This window comes from Cronbergia sp. UHCC 0137 (assembly GCF_034932285.1).
Taxonomy (GTDB): domain Bacteria; phylum Cyanobacteriota; class Cyanobacteriia; order Cyanobacteriales; family Nostocaceae; genus Cronbergia.
The window spans coordinates 70,486-91,269 of the sequence record NZ_JAYGHC010000011.1 but is presented as its reverse complement, the minus strand read 5'-3'; the positions used below and the strand labels follow the sequence as shown (position 1 = coordinate 91,269).

Below are 20,784 nucleotides of genomic sequence, written 5' to 3'. Positions count from 1 at the left end.
TAATGATGACTGAAAAACAGGAGAAAATTCTAATGACGGCAGTAATAGTCAATCATATTGAAATTACTCCTGGGATATGTGGTGGCAAACCTCGCATTGCTGGACATAGAATTAAAGTACAAAATATTGTGATTTGGCACGAACGAATGGGAATGTCACCAGATGAAATTGTTTATCACTATCCTAGTATCACTTTAGCTGACGTTTATGCAGCATTAACTTATTATTACGATCATTTAGAAGAAATTAGAAAAGACATAGAGGAAGATGAAATTTATGCTAGAGAACTAAAAACTCAAAGTCCTTCTTTAGTGCAACAAAAACTCAAACAAATTAAAAGTATCGCTTAAATAAAATTCCTGGCGTTGGTGAATTAGGGTATGAAATTGAAAAATCAATGATTTCAAACTCTTACTCTCTGCGCCTCTGCGCCTCTGCGTGAAACAAAATCATATTCTTAATCAGCAACGCCAAATTCCTTTTCATAAAAGTTGGGTTTTCTTGCGTCCACCCAACCTAAAATTAAAACTTTAAACTTGCAGCAGCGATCGCTAAAGTAGCCCAACCAAGCATCAAAGTTAAACCTCCCAAAGGAGCGATCGCCCCCAAGGATTTGATACCTGTGAGACTCAAAATATACAAACTACCTGAAAATAAAGCCACACCCACAATAAACATCCACCCACTAGCTACCAGGGTAAACGGAGGTGTTGCGGTACGACTGATGAGGATAGCAACTAACAAAAGTGCTAGAGCGTGGTACATTTGATAACGAGCGCCAGTGTCGAAAATTTCTAGCGATCGCGCACTGATTTTTTCTCGCAAAGCATGAGCCGCAAAAGCACCACCAGCCACAGACAAACCGCCTAAAATCGCAGCTATGCTGACAAAAATTTGCGCCATAAAACCTAGCCGTAAATTAGGATATCTACCTTACACATCAAAATGATATGATACCCCTCCCTCTTCATTAACCTGAAAATTGGCATTAAATTCTTTAGCTTTTTCATCTAAATAATATCTAGCCTCCAGCGCAGGTAATTGTGACTGCATAGCAAAGCTTAACAAAGTTATGCGTCCATGATTCTCTTTTAACATTTGATAAAACAAATATTGTAAATTCTCATTTACCTGCTGATTCAGCGCCTTTTTCTCTAGTCGGCTTTGACGATATAATCCTAACGCCAACCATCCCCCTAGTAAAAAGGTGGGAACCCCATAAATTAAACCACCAACAGCCCTTTCATCATACTTGTCAGAAATAGCATTTGGCGAGATATAATCATGTTCGTCTTGAGGGATGATAATAGCCTTCTGTGTACTTATTTTTTCAAGTGTTGCTGATACTGATAATGTCAAAAACATGAATCCGAGTGTAAGTAGCCAACCCGCAGCTAATTTTTCAGCCGTCTTCATAGTTCCCCTCTCAGATTTTTAACTTTGCTTGCGATTTTAACGTTGGTTGCGTTAAGATTCCAATAATATTTCCACAAATCAGTCAAGAATCTATCATATCTTAAAGGCGCAGTTCTTGGATAGGAGGAGATATTTTAGCAGTTTTTATGCTGTCTTTATATACCCAATAGAGATAATATCTTTCGGTATCTACCCAAGCCCTCTCAAAATTCTTAATATTAATAATCTTCAAATCATTGCGGTTTGATTTCAGCTTTTGATGTAAAATTAGTAAAATTCTATTTGGTGATTTTGGCTGAATTAAAATAGAACTTACTTGTCTTAATATTTCATCTTGATCAACATCTTTACGTCCTTTTTTAAAGAGAGTAAAACTTCCCATACCCCCAAGTTCAGGATAATAAAATTTCTGATTAAGATAACCAGATAATGCTGCCATATTTGCATCTCGACTAGCTACGATAAATTCATTATTTATTTGAGCTTTTTGAATATACTGGCTTGTTTCTCGACTAGCAGAAAATGGGATAATTAAATCTCTACCAAATCCATAGATTCCTCCAAAAAATTGGATATATAAAATAGCCATTAAGGTGATATGTTGCCATTTTTGAACAAATTTAGCGGAATTTTTGTAAAATCTCAATTTATTAGTTAAAAAGCTCGATTCCTGATCGTAACTTCCCAACCACAACGCAGCCAAAAGGATTAAATAAAAATGCCCAAAGTGTCGAGGACCTGAACCTGAAAATTTAAAATATGCAAATGCAAGTAATTCAAGATTTCCGAAAATATAGAAAAAGGTAGCAAAGGGCTTTTTTCCTAACTTCAGTAAAATTAAACTGATGATGAATAGAGAAATTAATGTACAAACAATTAAATCTAACCATCGTTTAGATTCGGGTATTATTAAAAAATAACCAGCAAATAATTTACCGATAGTTTTCAATAAATGAGCGATATCAAACTTAATAGACCATCCACTGCTTAATCCTCCATGAAGATAACTATCAGCCGGAGGAGTAATAATAGATATTGCTAAAATATAACAAAATACGATAATTGCAATACTTAGCCATAAGTCATATTTTTTATTTTGGTTAAAATATTGGTTACGATGTTCAATATCAAAACAAAATTCAACTATTAATGTTAATAATAAAGCAAATGATATTAATAAGGCATAGGCGTTGCTATTTGCCATTAAACCCAATAAAACTGATAAAATTAGATAAGTTTTCTTTCTAGATTCAAAAGCTGCACAAAACGCAAAAATAAACAACATTCCAAAAGCATAGTTTCTAGAAATTAAGAAATATTCATAAAAAGGTAAATAGCCAAATGTAAAAAGCAATTTTTGTTTATTATCAAAAGGACTGTATAACCAGAAAATAGCTACAGAATTAATTGCCAAACCCAAATGAAATAATTGCATGATCATTGGTGTATCAGCAATATTCCTCAAAATTGCCAGAGAAAAATACCATAAAACCGGATGACCTTCATAACGAATATTCCCAATAAAATCGCCCCAAGACTCACTATCTCGGACAATCAACCAAGGATTTAGTTCATCTCTCCACATCGAATGATTGAGAATAGCAACAACTCCCAAAATCGAAAAAACAAATATAATGAACCAAGGAGAATTAAAATTTAGCTTTTGAACTGCTTTTTGATCTGACATTTTTGATAAATTCAGGATAAATTCAGATTTTTAGGACTTACGCAAGACGTAGGGCAATACTTGTCGGTTAAGCTAAAAACATTAAATCAGGTAGGTTGGGTTGACGTTAGGAAACCCAACATTTACGGGCTTTTGTTGGGTTGCGCTGTCGCTTAACCCAACCTACAAAAACTCTTAACGGATAAGTATTATTCTCTATTCCCTATTCCCTATTCCCTGCTATAATTGATTTAGCGGTGGTTCACCTTTGATCAACGTGTAGCTTCCAGCAAGCGAGAAAAGTAGAAACGAGTCCGAGTCATCGCTTGTCTTTGCACTGTAAAACCATTCTTTTCGAGAATCTTCACCACATCAGCTTCACGGTGTAAATAAGCGCGAGTTGCTTTACTAGGACCAGGGAAGAAACTACCAATTTTCTTGAGAATAGTCAGGAAACAAGTTTTAGGTGCAAAACTGAGAATTATTCTTGATTGTGCCAAAGAACAGAGATGGGAAATCATCTCATCTGCCTTTTCTTGAGGGTAGTGAATCAGAACATCTAAGCAAATTACAGTGTGATAACTACCCGTTAAAGATTCTAAATCTTGCACTGCAAAGGTGGGATTGACAGTATTTGATAAAGCCTGTACAGCCCTATCCTGCCCTTCCGACACCATTTTAGCAGAAATGTCGCTGGCATAGACCTTAGCCCCATCTATTGCGAGGGGAATGCTGAGACTACCCACACCACACCCAGCATCGCAAATTGATAACTCTGGTAAATTATTATCTGCTTTTAACCAGCCGATGACTGTATCCACAGTTTGCTGATGTCCAGTACGGATATCTAGTTGGACTTTGTTAACTTCACCATCTCCATAGATGCGTTTCCAACGGTCGAATCCTGTGGAATTAAAATACTCACGAACTATCGTTTTATCGTCGGCTGCGTTCATACAAGTTGATTTTAACTATTTACAATTCTTAAAATTATCACTGATAAAACCGTTAATCACAATTTTACTAAAAGATTTTTGGCGATGATGTTCGTTAAAAAAAGGCTTTAGGGGTTTTAGGTAAATATCTAACATACCTCTAAGAGGGTGTTTGAAAAGTCTAAATTCATACTCGCCCTGGCGACTAGAAGTCGCGGCTACACAGACAAAACCCACCTCCGTGGGTTTCAAACCCTTAATCTTTCCTTAGTCCACGCAGGTGGACTTGGCTTGTGTAGTGGTGTATCCCTTACGGAAGCCGGAGGCTCTATTATATTCGCCCAAAACTTTTAAAACATCCTCTAAGATACAAGATTAGGCTGTTCGCGTTAGCGTTGCGGAGCAATGGAACGAAACCCAACCTTTATAATAAAATCAGCTTTATTTTGAATTTTGAGTTGGAAGTGGCTTTAATTTTTCACTCAGCATAGTCACTTGCGTTCCAGGATAATAGAATTGAAGAATTTTGGAACTTGACCAATTTAGTTTAGCGAGATTTTGAGCGCCCGTTTGACTTAAACCAACTCCATGTCCCAATCCACCACCGACAAAAGCATAACCCCAAATATTTTTTTGACCTTTATTCAAAGGTTCGAGATAAAAAAGTGTACTAATGGGATCTCTAAAGGCACTACGGATTTCGTCTTTGTGTAGTACAAAAGTTCCAATATCGCTTTTTACAGCCAGTTCAAGTACACGTCCGCTTTGACTACGCTTAACTATAGACATAGCCTCAACTGTCTTCAATTTACCGTAGGGACTTTTTTTGAGAGTTAAGAATCTTTGCAAGTCTGTGATAATGTCTTCTAGTTTACTTTCTTTGCGCCAACGGAAAACATTCCAGCCACTTTCATTAAAGCCGGTTCTCAAATTAATAAACTGCCGGAAATTATTTTCATCAGCTAAATTTTGGGTAGATAAATTCCAAATATTGGTGGGTGCATCTACTACTGGTTGTAAATAAGGACGATCTTCTCCATCCCAAACATCGCTAAAATAGGCCGTGACACCCCCTGTAGTTGAAGAATAGAGTGTGTCTACAAGTTGATTATTATAAGTTAGCACCATCCCTTTAGTATCTGCACTTGCTTGATCTGTACTGGTAGAAACTTCATTTAGTCCTTGATAAACTTGGCAGTGGGTATCAGCGCATAACTGATAATTATCTACATCAAACCTACGGACATTTTGCAAGGCATAGGTGCGGGCAATAATAGCTTGGGCTTCTAGGGCAGACTTTGGGGCTTTTGTGCCGATTTCGTAGGGTAAAACTCCGCGTAAATAGGTTTCTAATAATACTTGATTAACTAAGGTATAAGTGCCGTAGGCGTTGGGCTGTAAGTTCATTTTACCAGCATAAAGACGGGGTTGATTGAGGTTTTTGCCTACGCTTACCCGAATTAAATTTTTGTCTGTGGTAATTTCTAGATGATCGGATTTGTATGCTTCGTTATTAACTACCCAACTAAGTTGCGGTGTTTCTTTTAATATTTGGGTATCTAAATAGCCATTGTCTTGACCGGATGCTTTTAGGCTTTGTAAAAGTAAGCGTCGAAGTAAGGGAGTGCTATAAACATCTCGTTTAGCCCATACTTGCCACCGTTCTGGCTGGGCTATTTCTACCTCTATCCCCTGAGAACGCAATTTTGTGGCACTGTCTTCTGCCGTTTCAAAGGTGCGGAAGTCACCCAAAACCAATATTTCCTGAAGTGCTGGTGGGGATAACTTTTGCATTACTGTTTCTAACTGGACAGGATTAGCAGTAGTTAGGGTTTTTTGTTGATTGCCTTGAGTGAATCTTAACTTAATGCGATCGCCATTTGTGGGTGCTAACCGCATTTTATCTGTAATTTTTGCCCCAAATCTTTGGACAATGCCTACTCTTAATTCTACATCTTTTTCGCTGACAGAACTAGATGCACCCGTCAAACCGAATAAGCACAATGTCGTTATTACTCTGAATAAACACGGGAGAACAGGGGAAACAAACAGGGGTAAGAATCTGATTTTTCGTGTTTTTTCCATGTATAACGAGGGTGGGAGTTGAAAACTATAACTCGTCCTTCTTGATGATACAGCAGGAAATAGGGAATAGGGTACGGGGAAATCTGGAAATTAATCCTGTTCCCGACCAGTTCGTTAGACCATTAATTTTGTTAGTACCTCAATTCACCCACAATATACTGCGTCCTGAGTTTTACGACTTTTAATTACCTTTGCAGGTATACCCACAGCAATAGAAAACGGTGGAATGTCTTTATTAACAACTGCACCAGCACCAATCACACTACCCTGACCAATGGTAACACCATCAATTACAGTTACTCCATGGCCTAGCCAACAGTCATCTTCAATCACAATACCCTTACGAGTTACACCTTGGTCTTTTATTGGTGAAAGAAGATCACTAAACCGATGATTATTGGCAAAGATCCCACAGTGAGATGCAATCATACAGTGTTTACCAATTTTGATGTCTCCAGGCCCAGCAATAGATACATTCGGTGCAATAAAAGTCTCATCACCAATAAGAATCCGTGTGTTGTCTAAACAGCCTATATCTACATTTCGTTCAATTGCTACTTGATTGCCTAGTGTAATTTTATTATCTGGATGTCCTTTACCGTCTAAACGTACATCTTTAAAAAGGTATACCCCATTCCCAATTTCAATACAAGAAGTACCAATAAATTCCACACCATGTTGAATGTAAACTTGTTTGCCCATGCTGGCAAATAAATTTCGATATAACAATCTCCGTAAGTTAGGACCCAAGGCAATTGTAGGAATTTCTCCTAATAAAGTAGTGAAGAGAAGTTCTTTAATTCGCTGTAATTTTGCAAAATATTTTTGGTTAATCATGGCTATATATCTCTCAAATCAATTATTTTTTACAAGCATGAAATTTGAACACCCTATATTTGTGTTTCTAGTAAGTAGGTGGGCAGAATAAAACTAATCTTTGTCAAGAAAAGCAAGTCCGTATTGCAATAGGTCTTTATCTGATCCCAAGGATAAGTTTTTAACGGCAACCTACTTAATAGTTATGAGATTATCTAGGTAGAGAGGCGCAAATAAACGTTACGGTGCAATTAATTTTCTGGGAACATTTAGACAGGGTAATGAAAAATTTCGTCAGCAGTGATGCAGCTTGGCAAATTGAAGCTATTTTTCCCCAGGCTATTCAGTGCTACGATCACACTTGATGGTAACGAATTATTTTCCAATCAAATTACATTTACTACTCAATTTTTGACAGAATTAACACTACTTTAGTTTGAGTATTATCATGTAATTTTCATTCAGTTTTTTTTAGATTTTTTAATTAAATAAATCTAGGGTGGAGTGTCTCCCACTTCTGCCATTACATTGAAATTCGCCATTGGTGCAAATAAGTAAGCACTTCCCCGACTGTTATGACGGTACTCTTGCAGCGAATTTTTGAAGTATGCTGCTCTAATCATTTTGCACACAAATTTTTTACATAACAGCTAACTCATATTATGAATAAAATGAGCAGCTTTTAATAACAATTGCTCCTAACCTTAACATATTTTTTCGTAACTGTCAATTTTTATAAATAATAGCTTGGGGAAATAAATGAGGATGTATTTATTTTGGTTCTTAGGTACTTCATAAGCAAAAAATCCCATAGACCTTAATCTGTATCAGAAATAAGACTAAATTTTGAACATGATTACAGAATATTGTCTTTTTTCTCTGTTATCTTTTACAGTTTAGACATACGCGCTATTGCCAGTGTAGAAACTCTGAAAGGGTTATTAGTTGGTGATTGCAAATTTGTAAATCACCCAATCGGATGAACCATGCGGGTGATGTATGCTTGGTGGTATCCATGATAGATTCTAAAAAATTCAGCTTATTTTATTAGTTTTCGGTTCTGGTCAAACCCCACAGGGCAAAATGAAGCCAACATAGTAAAATATCATTTTCAGCTTACATAACTGGTTCTCAATTATGCACTTAATTAAAGAAATTGTCCAACAAGCCTTAACTAGCGGTTGTTTAACCATTGCAGCCCAAAGTCAAATCCGATTGCTTTTACAAACCAATTACGACTCCGAAGACATAGATGCTTTGGTGATCTTGCAACGGTCTGTGGAGTGCGGAGAAGTTAAGCAAGAAAAATCACATAGTCAGAAAACCTACGTTCTACCTAAAAATAAAACTGCTTCATCAAATATCAAGTTGGCTTATCAGATAGCGGCAGAAATGGCTTTTGCCGCAGCATTGGCTCTAACTATGCCACAGAAACCCCAGGATCAACCTTCCTGACTGGGTAAAATATTGGTCAAAGTATCTTTTCCATGGACAAGCGATCGCTGAAAATGGGATGGTTTAGTGATGACCGTTTATAGTCAATTTTATTAAAAAATAATTAAATACTTGCAGATCATCTCACAAGGCTGGGTGGGAAAGTTCAGCAGCTAAAAATCAACAGATATACATAAATAAGACTAAAGGGAATCCCCAACAAATTATAAAAATAATATCACCCTTGGAAGGATATCGCTATTCATGTTATATTATACAGCTTGTCATAAAATAACCATTTGAGCGATCGCTTGCAGGAAAGTGGTCAACCAATGATCAAAATACAGTTAAAATTCCGTTCCAACAGCTTATTTTTTCTAGAAAAATTCTAGAATGAAACCTATGAAATCAATTATGGTAGTGGGTACAACCTCCCATGCGGGGAAATCACTATTGACCACCGCTATTTGTCGCATACTATCGCGCCGTGGCTGGAGAGTAGCTCCCTTTAAAGGTCAAAATATGGCTTTAAACGCCTATGTCACCGCCACTGGGGGAGAAATCGGTTATGCTCAGGCAGTGCAAGCTTGGGCTGCGGGAGTAGTTCCCGTGGTAGAAATGAACCCCATTTTACTCAAACCTCAAGGTGATATGACATCCCAAGTCATCCTCAAAGGTAAAGCTGTAGGTGCTGTTAATGCCAAGGATTATTACGAGCATTATTTTGAACTAGGTTGGCAGACAATTCAAGAATGTTTAAACCATTTAGCCACAGAATTTGATTTATTAGTTTGTGAAGGGGCAGGGAGTCCCGCAGAAATTAATCTCAAGCACCGTGATCTCACTAATATGCGGATAGCCAAACACTTAAACGCGCCCACATTATTAGTAGTAGATATTGACCGGGGTGGAGCCTTTGCCCATGTTGTAGGTACATTGGAACTACTAGATGCCGATGAAAGGGCTTTAATTAAAGGCGTAGTTATTAATAAATTTCGAGGACAGCGATCAATTCTCGAACCGGGAATCCAATGGTTAGAAAAGCGTATCGGTATTCCTGTTGTTGGTGTTATTCCTTATTTAGAAGAGGTGTTTCCTGCGGAAGATTCACTAGATTTATTGGAACGCAAACCTGATAAATACCAAGCTGAATTAAATATTGCTGTGATTCGTTTACCGAGAATTGCCAACTTTACTGACTTTGATCCTTTAGAATCAGAATCCTCAATTTCAGTTAAATACCTTAGTCCCAGACAAGATTTAGGACATCCAGATGCAGTAATTATTCCAGGAACAAAAACCACAATTGCTGATTTATTATTGCTACAAAAAACCGGAATGGCAGAAGCAATTCAAAATTATGCTGCTTCTGGGGGAACAGTGTTAGGTATTTGTGGCGGTTTCCAAATGTTAGGTCAAAGTATAGCAGATCCAGAAGGATTAGAAGGACAAGCAGGCAAATTTACAGGGTTGAATTTATTACCAATTAAAACTGTAATTACAGGCCAAAAAATTGCCCGTCAGCGCCAAGTTAGTTCCAATTATCCACAGATGGGTTTACCTGTCAGCGGCTTTGAAATTCACCAAGGGCGATCGCGCTTAGAACAACCAACCGGTGAACCTTTATGTTACCCTCTATTTGATGATATTAACTTAGGTTTAGTGGATAGTTGTCAATCGGTTTGGGGTACTTATTTACACGGAATTTTTGATAACGGACCCTGGCGACGTGCTTGGGTAAACCGTCTCCGTCAGCAACGAGGTTTAAAATCTTTACCCACCGGAGTTGCCAATTACCGAGAGCAACGAGAGCAGATATTAAACTCCCTAGCTAACCAAGTTGAACAGCATTTAAATTTAAACCCGTTTTTACCATAGCAAGATCAAGGACAGTGAGGAAGAAGGGGGAAAAATCACTATGAGGATTCGCTTTTTACCAGATGATGTCACCATTGAGGCTCAAGTGGGAGAAGCCCTATTAGATGCAGCAGATCGGGCAGGGGTATTTATACCCACTGGTTGTTTGATGGGTTCTTGTCACGCTTGCACTGTAGAATTAGAAGACGGGAAAGTGATCCGGGCTTGTATCACTGGAGTGCCACCAGGAAAGGACGAATTAATAATTAATTTGTCTAGTGATCCAACTTGGTAAGAAAGGGAAATCTTGCTATGGTTGAGCAGAGAAAGCGATGGTGTCTATGAATATTTATTGTAATTCCCGTGTTCCACTTTGGTATCAATAGTAAAAATAAACAAAATAAATGACTACCATAGATTCCCACAAAAAAGCCAAAGCCCTTAAAACCGGAAGCCTGCGCCCCGCCAAAGAACTCTGTAGCGAATGCGGGCTATGCGACACCTACTATATCCACTACGTCAAAGAAGCTTGCGCCTTTATCACCCAAAGAATAGACGAACTAGAAACCACCACCCATAACCGTCCCCGCAAGCTAGAAGACGAAAATGAACTTTACTTTGGAGTTCATCAAGAAATGATGTCCGCCAAAAAACAACAACCCATAAAAGGCGCGCAATGGACAGGAATAGTAAGTAGTATCGCCATAGAAATGCTCAACCGTGGCTTAGTTGAAGGAGTCGTATGTGTTCAAAACACCAAAGAAGACCGTTTTCAACCCATGCCCATCATCGCCCGCACCCCAGAAGAAATATTAGCAGCAAAAGTCAATAAACCTACCCTTTCACCCAACTTATCCGTATTAGAACAGATAGAACAATCGGGAATGAAGCGGTTATTAGTGATCGGTGTAGGTTGTCAAATCCAAGCATTACGCGCCGTAGAGAAAAAACTCGGCTTAGAAAAACTCTATGTACTCGGAACACCATGCGTAGATAACGTTACCCGTGCCGGACTGCAAAAATTCCTAGAAACCACCAGCCGATCACCCCAAACAGTAGTCAGTTATGAATTTATGCAAGACTTCCGGGTACACTTCAAACACGAAGACGGTTCAGAAGAAACAGTTCCCTTCTTTGGCTTAAAAACCAACGTCCTCAAAGACATCTTCGCCCCATCCTGTATGAGTTGCTTCGATTACGTCAACTCCCTCGCTGATATAGTTGTGGGATACATGGGCGCGCCCTTTGGTTGGCAGTGGATAGTCGTGAGAAATGATACAGGAAAAGAAATGCTGGAATTAGTAAAAGACCAACTCGACACCCAGCCCGTCATGTCCCAAGGAAACCGTAAACCCGCCGTACAGCAAAGCATACCAGCTTATGACCAAGCCGTTACCCTACCGATGTGGGCTGCAAAATTGATGGGTGTGGTGATTGACAAAATTGGACCTAGAGGCTTGGAATATGCACGGTTTTCTATAGATTCCCACTTTACAAGAAATTATTTGTATGTGAAGCGGAATTATGGGGAGAAGTTGCAAGCGCACGTACCGGAGTTTGCAAAGCGGATAGTGGGGCAGTATAAGTTACCGGAATAAAAGGCTCACGCAGAGGCGCAGAGGCGCAGAGAGTTTTTAGAGGTTGTTGACTATGCGTGTGATGCCTTCTTTTATTAGTGAGACGTTAAAGTTTATTAGTAGTCCGACTTTTTTATTAGCAAGGCGTAGATAGGTTAATAGCTGCTTTTTGTGTACTGGGTGAATAGTTTCCACTGATTTGAGTTCGACAATTACCTTGTCTTCAACTATCAAATCAGCCCGGAAACCCTCCTCCAAAACGACACCCTCATAGATGATGGGAATGATTACCTGTCTTCTCACCCCCAACTTTCGCCTCCTCAACTCAACATCCATCACCGTCTCATACACCGACTCCAACAAACCAGGTCCTAAATTACTGTGAACCTTATAGGCCACATCAACAATAACTCCCGAAATCTCATTCTCAATCATTCTCTCTGCGTCTCTGCGTCTCTGCGTGCAAAAATCTTACCTCATAAAGCCTCAATAGCCGCTTGTAAAGCTATAGAAACATGAGTCCAATGAGTCCCCCCCTGGCAATACACAATATAAGGCTCACGCAAAGGACCATCTGCCGATAACTCCAAGGTACTGCCCTCAATAAATGTCCCTCCAGCCATCACCACCTGGCTCTCGTACCCTGGCATATCATCGGGAACGGGGTCGAGATAAGAACCGATGGGCGAACACTGTTGGATGGCTTTACAGAAGGCAATCAGCTTTTTGGCAGAACCCAATTTAATGGCTTGAATGACATCCCCCCGTGGCGCTAGGGGTGCAGGATTAACTGGATAACCGAGCTTGTCAAATACATAACCTGTTAAATAAGTCCCTTTCATCGCCTCGCCCACCATCTGGGGCGCTAGAAATAACCCTTGAAATAACAGCCGATTTTGGTCAAAGGTGGCCCCCCCTTCGCTACCAATTCCCGGTGCTGTTAGCCGACAAGCTGCTGCTTCTACTAAGTCGGCACGACCAGCAATATATCCCCCCGCACTAGCGATCGTTCCCCCAGGGTTTTTAATCAACGATCCCGCCATTAAATCAGCACCTACGGCTGTAGGTTCTTGGGTTTCAATAAACTCGCCATAGCAGTTATCTACAAAACATACAGTGTGCGGGTTTTGCTGTTTGACTAAGTGGACAATTTTCTCAATCTCCCCAATTGATAAGCTAGGCCGCCAAGAATAACCGCAGGAACGTTGGATTAACACTAACTTGGTATTATCAGTGATGCTAGTGCTTAATGCTTGCCAATCTATTTTTCCTTGGGAAGTTAGCTCCAATTGGCGGTATTTTATGCCAAAATCAATTAGAGAACCTTGGCCTTGCCCCCGCAAACCAATCACTTCTTCGAGCGTATCGTAGGGAGAACCGACCACTGCTAACATTTCATCTCCAGGACGGAGGACACCAAACAGCGCGCAGGCGATCGCATGAGTTCCCGAAACAAACTGCACTCGCACCACAGCAGCTTCGGCAGCCATCACTTGGGCAAAAACTTTATCTAAAGTTTCTCGTCCTAAATCATCGTGTCCGTAACCACTTACGCCCGCAAAATGGTGCGCGCCTACACGATTTTTACGAAAGGCATCTAACACTCGTTTAAGATTATGCTTGACCTGAGCGTCAATACCAGAAAAAATTTCTAATAGTGCCTGTTCTGCTTCTTGCAGCTGCTCTAAGCTGTTCATTGTTTCCTCATCCTCAAAAAAATAAAATATAGATATGCGGATTTTAGGATCGCGCAGACTAGGCTGAACAATTTCTATTCAGGTTACTGCATGACAATTGCTACTTCTAAACCTCAAATCAACTGGGTTAATACCCTGTTTTTCATTGGACTCCACATCGGCGCCATGTTCGTTTTAGTTCCTAGTAACTTTAGCTGGAACGCTGTTGGTGTGGCATTATTACTCTACTGGGTGACTGGTGGTTTAGGCATTACCCTTGGATATCACCGTCTTGTAACTCACCGCAGTTTTCAAACACCCAAGTGGTTAGAGTATGTCTTGGTTATTTTCGGGACTTTCTCCTGCGAAGGTGGTCCAATTGAGTGGGTCGGTACACACCGGATACATCACTTATACTCGGACACCGAGAAAGATCCCCATGATTCAAACAAAGGTTTTTGGTGGAGTCACATGGGTTGGATGATCCATTTCGCCCCTGCTCACGCGGAAGTTCCTCGCTTCACCAAAGACATTATTGATGACCCAGTTTATCAGTTTTTACAGAAAAATTTTATTTCCCTGCAAATTGGTCTGGGACTGCTACTCTATTTTCTAGGCGGCTGGTCTTTTGTCGTTTGGGGAATTTTCTTCAGGATTATCTGGGTTTACCATTGCACCTGGTTGGTTAATAGCGCCACCCATCAATTTGGCTATCGTAGTCATGAATCAGGCGATAACTCTACTAATTGCTGGTGGGTAGCCCTCTTAGTATTCGGTGAAGGCTGGCACAATAATCACCACGCTTACCAATACTCAGCCCGTCATGGCTTGGAATGGTGGGAAATTGATTTAACTTGGATGACAATTCAATTACTGCAATTACTTGGTCTAGCTACAAATGTGAAGCTGGCAGATAGGAAGCAGTGAATCAACACTATTAAATAGTCATACAGTCAATAGTCTTAGAGTCAATCATTTTTTGACTTCCGATTATTGACTCTTGGCTGAGAAGTGTTGACAGATTTTACATCAGCAAGCATAGATTTTAGGGGGCTTTGTAGTTCCACTGTTCGGGGTTCCCGATTAACAACGAGCATGAGATAAATACATAAGCTTTTTGGAACTATTAATGTTTTTTCCCAGGTAACTAAATATTTTTTGGCAAATTCAAAAATTGCCGGCAAAATTTTTTGCAGGTGCGCTATGGTAACTTAGGTTGCTATAATCCTAAGAATTAATGTTACAAAACTTTGCGAGAAGTCGCTTTTGAGTGATTTTGTAAGGGAGTTTGTTTTTTTCAGGTATTCATGACTACAACAACAATTAACAGCAAGATCAATAACGTCTCTACAGACCTTGGTAAATCTGAACTCAAGCTCAAAGATATTATCAAAAGTCTGCCAAAAGAATGTTTTCAGAAAAATAGTCGCAAAGCTTGGACACAAGCAACACTTAGTATCTTGTTAGCTGGCTTAGGCTACTTATTCCTGGCAATATCTCCTTGGTTTCTGTTGCCTTTAGCCTGGATTTTTACAGGAACTGCTTTAACAGGTTTTTTTGTGATCGGACATGATTGTGGTCATCGTTCCTTTGCTAAACGTCGTTGGGTCAATGATTTAGTTGGGCATTTATTTATGATGCCTTTAATCTACCCATTTCATAGTTGGCGGATTAAACATAATTATCACCATAAACATACCAACAAGCTGGATGAAGATAATGCGTGGCATCCCATTAGAGTAGAAGTTTTTGAAACTTGGGATAAAACAAGACAGTCGGCTTTTGCATTGTTTATGCAGAAACGTCTCTGGTGGGTAGGTTCAATTGGACATTGGGCGGTTGTGCATTTTGATACCCAGAAGTTCCAGAAAAAAGATCAAGCTGGTGTTAAGCTTTCTATTGCTGTAGTAGTGTTATTTGCTGCAATTGTTTTCCCTACACTGATTATCACCACGGGGTTTTGGGGGTTTATTAAATTTTGGTTTATCCCCTGGTTGGTTTACCATTTTTGGATGAGTACATTCACCATTGTCCACCACACTGCGTCTGATGTTCCTTTTAAAACAGCTAATAAGTGGAACGAAGCTTTAGCACAGTTATCTGGAACTATTCATTGTGATTATCCCCGTTGGGTAGAAATCTTTTGTCACGATATTAACGTCCACGTTCCCCATCATATTTCTACTGCTATTCCTTCCTATAATTTGCGGTTGGCTTACAGCAGCATTAAAGAAAATTGGAGCAGTTATCTCCATGATGAATGTCAGTTTTCTTGGACTTTAATGAAGCAAATTACAAATGAGTGTCAACTCTACATACCTGAAGTTGGGTATAAGAGTTTTGCTGAATATTACACAGATCGATAAATTCAGGATTTAGGATGATGGTTATGACTTTAACTTTTATCCTTATTCCTTTAATTTTGGCAATTATCCAGGCCTGAATATGGTTAGAAAAATTGCCTATATCTTTCTGCTTTTTATTGGGCAAATGTTATGGCAGGAGTCAGGAGTCAGGAGTCAGGAGTCAGGAGTAAAACCCCGTTTTAAAAGGAGTTTTATGAATGGCTTAGGCCTAACTGCGCTAACAATTGATGTCCTAACTACCTTGGCTGTTGCTATATTTATCAGTTCCAAAATACTTCTGCTTTTACATCCAACCAAAAAATCCAGTGCAATTAGATACAATCAATCTCAATCATTCCGATCGCTCTCAATCATCTGAAGAACTAACTAAATTACCCTTTACTCTTCAGGATTTAAAAGCTGCCATTCCTGCTGAATGTTTTCAGCCTAGTGTGATTAAGTCACTGTATTATTTTTTTCGTGATATTTTGATTATCGGTCTGCTATATGCGATCGCTAATTATCTAGATTCTTGGTATTTCTGGCCTATTTTCTGGTTAATGCAAGGAACTATGTTTTGGGCTTTGTTTGTAGTTGGCCATGACTGCGGACACCAATCTTTTTCTAAACATAAATGGCTGAATGATTTGATTGGTCATCTTTCCCATACTCCCATCCTCGTACCTTATCACGGTTGGCGGATTAGCCACAGAACTCACCACAAAAATACAGGCAGTTTGGAGAATGATGAAAGCTGGTATCCTGTATCTGAATCTGAGTACGATGAGATGCCTTTATTGCAAAAAATAGGGCGTTTTTATATTTTCCTATTAGCTTATCCAGTGTATTTGTTTAAGCGTTCTCCTGGTAAAGAAGGCTCTCACTTTTCACCTAACAGCCCACTGTTTAAGCCTTCGGAAAAATGGGATATTATCACTAGCACAACACTCTGGATTTCCTTTGTTGGTTTGTTAGGTTTACTCACCTATCAATGGGGTTGGATGTGGTTGTTGAAATACTACGCTGCTCCCTACATTGTGTTTGTAATTTGGCTGGACTTAGTGACATTCTTACACCACACCGAGCCTGAACTTCCTTGGTATCGTGGTGAAGAATGGACTTTCCTCAAAGGTGCAGTTTCTAGTATTGATAGAGACTACGGTTTTATCAATCATATTCATCACGACATTGGTACTCATGTTGCTCATCACATTTTCTTGAATATGCCTCATTACAATTTGTTGAAGGCAACTGAGGCAATTAAACCAATTATGGGTGAATATTTCCACGAATCTCATGAGCCAGTTTGGAAGTCTTTGTGGCGTTCTGCTACTACGTGCCACTTTGTACCAGATAATGGAAGTAAGGTTTACTATACTTCCAAGAATAATCAGGATTAGCATTAGGCAAGGTAGGGTGGGCATTGCCCACCTTGACTTTGATTTGGGCAGTGTCAAGCAGCAACAGTGTTTCACCTCCTGCCACCTGCTTCAGCAATTTGGGTTAAATTCCTAGACGTTGATAAATTTGATCCAAGTGTCTGAGATGATATTGCGGATCAAAACAGGCTTCTATTTCTGCTGGGGATAAATTTTGAGTGACGCGAGGATCTTGACTGATTAAATGGCGAAAATTTCCCTCCGGTTTGTTCCAAACAGCATGAGCAGTGGTTTGAACGATCGCATAAGCTTCTTCTCTGTTCAATCCCTTATCAATTAAGGCCAACAACAAACTTTGACTGAAAACCACACCCCCATAACAGTTGAGATTGCGTTCCATATTTTGGGGATGAACTAGGAGATTTTTTACCAGGTCGGTTGCTTCTTTAAGCATAAAATGTGTCAAAATACAAGCATCTGGTAAAATTACCCGTTCGACAGAGCTATGGGAAATATCCCGTTCGTGCCAAAGGGCTACATCTTCTAAAGCTGCACCGGCATAACTTCTCACCAGTCGCGCCATACCCGTAAGTCGCTCAGAACGGATGGGGTTACGCTTGTGAGGCATAGCACTAGAGCCTTTTTGACCTTTGGCAAAGTATTCTTCTACTTCTAAAACGTCTGTTCTTTGCAGATTGCGAATTTCTACAGCAAACCGTTCTAGGGAAGCGGCTAGTAAGGCTAATTGCTGCACATAGTCGGCATGACGATCGCGGGAAATAACTTGTGTCGAGGCGGTATCAGGTTGCAATCCCAGTTTTTCACAAGCGATCGCTTCTACACGGGGTTCGATGTTGGCATAGGTTCCCACTGCACCGGATATTTTACCAACGGCGATCGCTCTTCGCAAAATTTGCAGCCGTTCTTTATTCCGCAAAACTTCCGCTAACCACCCGGCCAACTTAAAACCAAAGGTAATTGGTTCAGCATGAATCCCATGCGATCGCCCAATCATCACTGTATAACGATGTTCTTTGGCTTTTTGACGAATCGCCCCAATCAAATCTTCCAAACGCTCTAACAATACATCTAGACTAGCCACTAATTGGAGTGCTAAAGCTGTATCTAATACGTCTGAGCTTGTTAGCCCTAAGTGAATATACCGTCCTGCATCACCTACATATTCATTAACATTTGTTAAAAAGGCGATCACATCATGGCGAACTTCAGCTTCAATTTCTAGCACCCGCTTGGGGTCAAAATTTGCCTTGGCTTTAATTTCTTCAACTGCTTCAGATGGAATGTAACCTAATTCAGCCTGAGCTTCGCAAACAGCAATTTCCACTTGCAGCCAGGTTTTCAGTTTATAGGTTTCACTCCACAGATTGCCCATTTCCGGCAAAGTATAACGCTCAATCACATTTCAGCATATAATACAACCGTAATATTCTACAAGAAATTCGGCTGCAAGCCCCAAAAAGTTAGGAAGAAGAAGAGGGGGGCAGCACTTTGGTTCGGCTGCGCTCACCAACCACGGCTACGCTCAGTGACCGGGGGCAGGGGGCAGGGGGAAAAAAGGTTTTAGCCTTGTTTACTTTTCTTCTAGTAAATACTACTGATTTTTAAAATCTGCCGTAGTTTATTTTAAGTTGAAATGCTGACGGCTTGATTTTTTTAGATGAAAATATCTCAATAAGTAATTAAAAATACGGCTTTATCTATTATTTAAAATACAAAGGTTTTCTATTAGCTACTAAATTTAAGTTTATATGTGAATCCTTAACGTTTACTTAAACGTGAGGTGATAGCATTTACTGAGTCCGTTATTCTGTCGATAAATTAGTTTTACTACAGATAGTGTTTCTAGTTATTCACTTTTGCCAAAATTATATTAGTTTACATAATCAATGATAAAAGATGCGATCGCTAGATTTGATTAATCAACTAATATTCCGTAAAAGAGACGTGACATTAAGATTTTGCCTAGCAATACAACTGAACAACCTTTTTAGAAACATTAGCTAGAGCAGTTTTGCGGATTTAAAAGAGTATAAATTTTACCTTAAATTCAAGGATTGAAAGATGCTGGCTGTGGATAGCACGACTACTACTGACGAGCGGAACTTAAAACTAGATTCAACTTTGCAGGAACTACCCGTTTGGACTGTTCAAATGGAGTCAGACAATCCAGGCGGTGAATTAGCTAAACTTTTTGAGCAAGATCCTTTATTACCAGGAATTATTCTGACTAAAAATCACCAATGTTTGGGAATGATCTCCCGTGGGTTATTTTTTGAGCAAATGAGTCAGCCCTATGGTTTGGCGTTATTTGCAAGAAGGCCAATTGAATATTTTTATAATTCTCTGCAACCACAAACACTTGTACTACCACAAAATCAGCCAATTGTGGAAGCTACGCAAATGGCTTTAGGGCGATCGCCTGAATTAGTTTATGAACCAATTTTAGTTACAGATCAATCTTCTGGGTATGGAATACTCGATTTCCATCAGTTACTTTTAGCCTATTCCCAAATTTATGTTTTAACTTTAACTCGATTACAAAAGGAAAAAGAACGAGCCAGAATAGCACGGGCAGATTATCGTGATCTTCAACATAACTATACTCGATTACTACAAAACGAAAAAATGATCGCTTTGGGGCAACTTGTAGCTGGTATTGCCCATGAAATTAACAATCCCATGAATTTTATCTATGGTAATCTCAACTACGCTATTCAATACGTCGAAGAGATTATGTATATGCTGAAATGTTATCAGCAGAACCAGACTTATTCAGAAATGTTATTGCAGGCAAAAAATCAAGGGATTGAAATCGACTTTATCATGGAAGATTTGCCTAAATTGTTATCTTCCATGATGGTTGGTGCTACCCGAATTAATGAAATTGTTTTATCTTTGCGTAATTTTTCTCGGTTAGATGAAGCAGAAATTAAATCTGTTAATATTCATGAAGGTATAGATAATACATTAATAATTCTTCAAAATAATTTAAAAGCTAAACCTGATCGTCCAGAGATTAATCTAATTAAAGAATATGGAGATTTGCCATTAGTAGAATGTTATGCTGGGCAAATGAATCAGGTATTTATGAACATCATAGCCAATGCTATTGATGCCCTTTCTGAAAGTTATAATGTATGGAAAGCAAATGGTAATTTATCTTCTTCAATCCAGAAACCTTTAACAATTTGTATTCGCACGGAATTAGATTCTCATAACCAAGCAGTGATTAGAATTGCTGATAATGGTATGGGAATACCAGAGGAAATACAAAAACGATTATTTGATCCTTTCTTTACTACTAAACCTGTTGGTAAAGGTACAGGGTTAGGATTATCTATCAGTTATCAAATTATAGAAAAACATTGTGGTCAAATTTCTTGTATATCTAAAGTAGGAGAAGGGTGTGAGTTTGTTGTTAAAATCCCAATTATATTTGAGAATGCAGCACAAAAAATAGTATCTTAATTGTCAAGCTTACAACTTTAGATGATATTAACAATGTTTCTAAAGCTGTTGTATTCTCGTAAATTCGCAAATGTATTGTATAATTACAGCACTAGCAAAAGAAGATTCC

At 39.2% G+C, this 20,784-nt stretch carries 19 protein-coding genes; 9 read left to right on the top strand and 10 right to left on the bottom strand.

The features are described from left to right. Positions 1–32: 32 nt before the first annotated feature. A complete protein-coding gene (locus tag VB711_RS07620) occupies positions 33–350 on the top strand; it encodes a DUF433 domain-containing protein (RefSeq protein WP_323285231.1) in 318 nt (105 codons plus the stop codon). 172 nt (positions 351–522) lie between these two features. On the opposite strand, the gene VB711_RS07615 is transcribed toward VB711_RS07620, so the two are convergent. From VB711_RS07615 to VB711_RS07585, 7 genes are all read right to left on the bottom strand, one after another. Further along, positions 523–903 carry a DUF423 domain-containing protein gene (locus VB711_RS07615; RefSeq protein WP_323285230.1) on the bottom strand — a complete coding sequence of 127 codons (381 nt, stop codon included), beginning with the start codon at positions 901–903 and terminating at the stop codon, positions 523–525. Between the two features lie 30 nt (positions 904–933). After that, positions 934–1,416, bottom strand: coding sequence for a hypothetical protein (locus tag VB711_RS07610; RefSeq protein ID WP_323285229.1), 483 nt, complete (start codon positions 1,414–1,416; stop codon positions 934–936). Between the two features lie 100 nt (positions 1,417–1,516). Next, positions 1,517–3,103: a hypothetical protein gene (locus VB711_RS07605; protein WP_323285228.1), complete on the bottom strand. Its 1,587-nt coding sequence runs from the start codon at positions 3,101–3,103 to the stop codon at positions 1,517–1,519. A 251-nt stretch (positions 3,104–3,354) separates the two neighbouring features. Next, positions 3,355–4,038 (bottom strand): magnesium protoporphyrin IX methyltransferase, encoded by a 684-nt coding sequence (gene bchM, locus VB711_RS07600; protein ID WP_323285227.1) that lies wholly within the window; start codon positions 4,036–4,038, stop codon positions 3,355–3,357. A 420-nt stretch (positions 4,039–4,458) separates the two neighbouring features. Then, positions 4,459–6,102, bottom strand: a complete 1,644-nt coding sequence (locus VB711_RS07595) for a SpoIID/LytB domain-containing protein (RefSeq protein ID WP_323285226.1) — start codon at positions 6,100–6,102, stop codon at positions 4,459–4,461. Positions 6,103–6,246: 144 nt separating this feature from the next. Continuing rightward, the gene (locus VB711_RS07590) at positions 6,247–6,939 is read right to left on the bottom strand and encodes an acyltransferase (RefSeq protein ID WP_323285225.1); all 693 of its coding nucleotides are present in this window, start codon (positions 6,937–6,939) and stop codon (positions 6,247–6,249) included. 473 nt (positions 6,940–7,412) lie between these two features. Further along, a complete protein-coding gene (locus VB711_RS07585; RefSeq protein WP_323285224.1) occupies positions 7,413–7,541 on the bottom strand; it encodes a hypothetical protein in 129 nt (42 codons plus the stop codon). A gap of 514 nt (positions 7,542–8,055) precedes the next feature. On the opposite strand from VB711_RS07585, the gene VB711_RS07580 reads away from it, so the two are divergent. The 4 genes from VB711_RS07580 (at position 8,056) to VB711_RS07565 (ending at position 11,807) form a co-directional block, all read left to right on the top strand. Then, complete coding sequence (locus VB711_RS07580; RefSeq protein WP_323285222.1) at positions 8,056–8,373, top strand: hypothetical protein; 318 nt, start codon at positions 8,056–8,058, stop codon at positions 8,371–8,373. A gap of 381 nt (positions 8,374–8,754) precedes the next feature. After that, on the top strand, positions 8,755–10,230 hold the full coding sequence (cobQ, locus tag VB711_RS07575; RefSeq protein WP_323285221.1) for a cobyric acid synthase CobQ: 1,476 nt from the start codon (positions 8,755–8,757) through the stop codon (positions 10,228–10,230). A 34-nt stretch (positions 10,231–10,264) separates the two neighbouring features. Further along, positions 10,265–10,504, top strand: coding sequence for a 2Fe-2S iron-sulfur cluster-binding protein (locus VB711_RS07570; protein WP_323285256.1), 240 nt, complete (start codon positions 10,265–10,267; stop codon positions 10,502–10,504). A 109-nt stretch (positions 10,505–10,613) separates the two neighbouring features. Then, on the top strand, positions 10,614–11,807 hold the full coding sequence (locus tag VB711_RS07565; RefSeq protein WP_323285220.1) for a Coenzyme F420 hydrogenase/dehydrogenase, beta subunit C-terminal domain: 1,194 nt from the start codon (positions 10,614–10,616) through the stop codon (positions 11,805–11,807). Between the two features lie 36 nt (positions 11,808–11,843). On the opposite strand, the gene VB711_RS07560 is transcribed toward VB711_RS07565, so the two are convergent. Together VB711_RS07560 and VB711_RS07555 are read right to left on the bottom strand one after the other, a co-directional pair. After that, on the bottom strand, positions 11,844–12,221 hold the full coding sequence (locus VB711_RS07560; protein WP_323285219.1) for a GxxExxY protein: 378 nt from the start codon (positions 12,219–12,221) through the stop codon (positions 11,844–11,846). A gap of 41 nt (positions 12,222–12,262) precedes the next feature. Continuing rightward, on the bottom strand, positions 12,263–13,483 hold the full coding sequence (locus VB711_RS07555; RefSeq protein WP_323285218.1) for a methionine gamma-lyase family protein: 1,221 nt from the start codon (positions 13,481–13,483) through the stop codon (positions 12,263–12,265). Between the two features lie 90 nt (positions 13,484–13,573). On the opposite strand from VB711_RS07555, the gene VB711_RS07550 reads away from it, so the two are divergent. The 3 genes from VB711_RS07550 (at position 13,574) to VB711_RS07540 (ending at position 17,207) form a co-directional block, all read left to right on the top strand. Then, positions 13,574–14,389 (top strand): acyl-CoA desaturase, encoded by an 816-nt coding sequence (locus VB711_RS07550; RefSeq protein WP_323285217.1) that lies wholly within the window; start codon positions 13,574–13,576, stop codon positions 14,387–14,389. Positions 14,390–14,769: 380 nt separating this feature from the next. After that, positions 14,770–15,828, top strand: coding sequence for a fatty acid desaturase (locus VB711_RS07545; RefSeq protein WP_323285216.1), 1,059 nt, complete (start codon positions 14,770–14,772; stop codon positions 15,826–15,828). Between the two features lie 305 nt (positions 15,829–16,133). After that, positions 16,134–17,207 (top strand): fatty acid desaturase, encoded by a 1,074-nt coding sequence (locus VB711_RS07540; protein ID WP_323285215.1) that lies wholly within the window; start codon positions 16,134–16,136, stop codon positions 17,205–17,207. A 103-nt stretch (positions 17,208–17,310) separates the two neighbouring features. Here VB711_RS07540 and purB read toward each other — a convergent pair whose 3' ends face one another. Continuing rightward, positions 17,311–18,606 carry an adenylosuccinate lyase gene (purB, locus tag VB711_RS07535; protein ID WP_323285214.1) on the bottom strand — a complete coding sequence of 432 codons (1,296 nt, stop codon included), beginning with the start codon at positions 18,604–18,606 and terminating at the stop codon, positions 17,311–17,313. 662 nt (positions 18,607–19,268) lie between these two features. Between purB and VB711_RS07530 the strand changes: the two genes are divergently transcribed. Beyond that, positions 19,269–20,675 carry a sensor histidine kinase gene (locus VB711_RS07530; RefSeq protein WP_323285213.1) on the top strand — a complete coding sequence of 469 codons (1,407 nt, stop codon included), beginning with the start codon at positions 19,269–19,271 and terminating at the stop codon, positions 20,673–20,675. Positions 20,676–20,784: the final 109 nt, after the last annotated feature.

Excerpts from the sequence above, each read along its gene's own strand:
- VB711_RS07620 (WP_323285231.1), top strand. The coding sequence starts at position 33 with ATGACGGCAGTAATAGTCAATCATATTGAAATTACTCCTGGGATATGT.
- VB711_RS07615 (WP_323285230.1), bottom strand. The coding sequence starts at position 903 with ATGGCGCAAATTTTTGTCAGCATAGCTGCGATTTTAGGCGGTTTGTCT.
- VB711_RS07610 (WP_323285229.1), bottom strand. The coding sequence starts at position 1,416 with ATGAAGACGGCTGAAAAATTAGCTGCGGGTTGGCTACTTACACTCGGA.
- VB711_RS07605 (WP_323285228.1), bottom strand. The coding sequence starts at position 3,103 with ATGTCAGATCAAAAAGCAGTTCAAAAGCTAAATTTTAATTCTCCTTGG.
- bchM (WP_323285227.1), bottom strand. The coding sequence starts at position 4,038 with ATGAACGCAGCCGACGATAAAACGATAGTTCGTGAGTATTTTAATTCC.
- VB711_RS07595 (WP_323285226.1), bottom strand. The coding sequence starts at position 6,102 with ATGGAAAAAACACGAAAAATCAGATTCTTACCCCTGTTTGTTTCCCCT.
- VB711_RS07590 (WP_323285225.1), bottom strand. The coding sequence starts at position 6,939 with ATGATTAACCAAAAATATTTTGCAAAATTACAGCGAATTAAAGAACTT.
- VB711_RS07585 (WP_323285224.1), bottom strand. The coding sequence starts at position 7,541 with ATGATTAGAGCAGCATACTTCAAAAATTCGCTGCAAGAGTACCGTCAT.
- VB711_RS07580 (WP_323285222.1), top strand. The coding sequence starts at position 8,056 with ATGCACTTAATTAAAGAAATTGTCCAACAAGCCTTAACTAGCGGTTGT.
- cobQ (WP_323285221.1), top strand. The coding sequence starts at position 8,755 with ATGAAATCAATTATGGTAGTGGGTACAACCTCCCATGCGGGGAAATCA.
- VB711_RS07565 (WP_323285220.1), top strand. The coding sequence starts at position 10,614 with ATGACTACCATAGATTCCCACAAAAAAGCCAAAGCCCTTAAAACCGGA.
- VB711_RS07560 (WP_323285219.1), bottom strand. The coding sequence starts at position 12,221 with ATGATTGAGAATGAGATTTCGGGAGTTATTGTTGATGTGGCCTATAAG.
- VB711_RS07555 (WP_323285218.1), bottom strand. The coding sequence starts at position 13,483 with ATGAACAGCTTAGAGCAGCTGCAAGAAGCAGAACAGGCACTATTAGAA.
- VB711_RS07550 (WP_323285217.1), top strand. The coding sequence starts at position 13,574 with ATGACAATTGCTACTTCTAAACCTCAAATCAACTGGGTTAATACCCTG.
- VB711_RS07545 (WP_323285216.1), top strand. The coding sequence starts at position 14,770 with ATGACTACAACAACAATTAACAGCAAGATCAATAACGTCTCTACAGAC.
- VB711_RS07530 (WP_323285213.1), top strand. The coding sequence starts at position 19,269 with ATGCTGGCTGTGGATAGCACGACTACTACTGACGAGCGGAACTTAAAA.